Origin of the sequence: Burkholderia sp. FL-7-2-10-S1-D7 (assembly GCF_001524185.1) — a bacterium.
Taxonomy (GTDB): Bacteria; Pseudomonadota; Gammaproteobacteria; order Burkholderiales; family Burkholderiaceae; genus Burkholderia; species Burkholderia diffusa.
In genome coordinates this window covers 1-1,233 of the sequence record NZ_LOWY01000018.1, presented here as the reverse complement: position 1 = coordinate 1,233, position 1,233 = coordinate 1, and the positions used below count along the sequence as shown (strand labels likewise).

The window sequence follows — 1,233 nt, the reverse complement described above, 5'->3', positions numbered from 1 at the left end:
TGGACCGGCCAGCCTTTCGTAGACATCTTCGAGCCATAATTTATGGCAACCGAGGAGGTCAGCATGAGCGGCAAGCGGTACACGGATGAGTTCAAGATCGAGGCAGTCAAACAGGTAACCGAACGGGGTCATTCGGTGGCAGAGGTGGCCCAGCGTTTGGGCATCACGACCCACAGCCTTTACGCATGGAAACTGAAGTTCGGCAGGCCCGACGTCGTGCGGCAGGCGGAACTGGATCAGAGCGCCGAGGTTCGGCGACTGAAGGCCGAGCTCAAGCGCATGACCGAGGAACGCGACATTCTAAAAAAAGCCGCCGCGTACTTTGCAAAGGGATAACGGCAAGGTACGCATTCATGCGATCCCATCTCGGCGAGTTCCACCTGCACTCGATGTGCCGAGTCCTTGGCGTGCATCGCAGCGGCTATTACGTCTGGCAGCGGCAGACAGTTGGAGCCCGCAAGCGCGAGGATGATCGATTGCTCGGTTTGATCAAGCATTCCTGGCTAGCCAGCGGCGGCGTCTATGGCTACCGCAAGATCACGGTGGATTTGCGTGAATCGGGCGAAACGTGCAGCCGTCACCGCGTCCATCGCCTCATGAAAGGCGAAGGTCTGCGGGCAGAAGTGGGCTATGGCAGCAAGCCCCGCTATCGGGGTGGTCCGGTCGGCGTAATCGCCAACGTGCTGAACCGTGAGTTCGCGCCAACCGCACCGAACCGGGTCTGGGTAACGGACATCACGTACATCCGGACTTACGAGGGCTGGCTGTATCTGGCGGCTGTTATGGATCTGTACTCGCGCCAGATCGTCGGTTGGGCTGCGCGCTCGACGATGACCAGCGATCTGGTTTTACAGGCGTTGTTGGCTGCGGTTTGGAAACGCAAACCGGGACCCGGTGTCATGGTGCATTCCGATCAGGGCAGTCAATTCACGAGCGATGACTGGCAGTCATTCCTGAAGGCGCACCATATGGTGCCAAGCATGAGTCGGCGCGGTAATTGCCACGACAATGCCGTGGCCGAGAGCTTCTTCAGCGCCCTAAAAAAGGAGCGAATCAAGCGGCGCATCTATCCGAGTCGGGCGACCGCGACCTCGGACCTGTTCGATTACATCGAAATGTTTTATAACCCGGTTCGTCGGCATGGTTCCGCCGGCGATCTTTCACCGATTGAGTTTGAGCGGCGCTACGCGCTAAACGGCTCGTGAGTGTCTATGAAACTCTGGCCGGTCCACG

1 protein-coding gene is annotated in these 1,233 nt (G+C 58.7%); it reads left to right on the top strand.

From position 1 onward, the window contains the following. The first annotated feature begins 63 nt into the window (after nt 1-63). Nucleotides 64-1,205 (top strand): IS3 family transposase gene (locus tag WS75_RS10420; RefSeq protein WP_179948896.1). Its coding sequence is split into 2 segments (ribosomal slippage): nt 64-301 and nt 301-1,205, totalling 1,143 coding nucleotides; the frame shifts between segments, so codons are not numbered across the junction. Nucleotides 1,206-1,233: the final 28 nt, after the last annotated feature.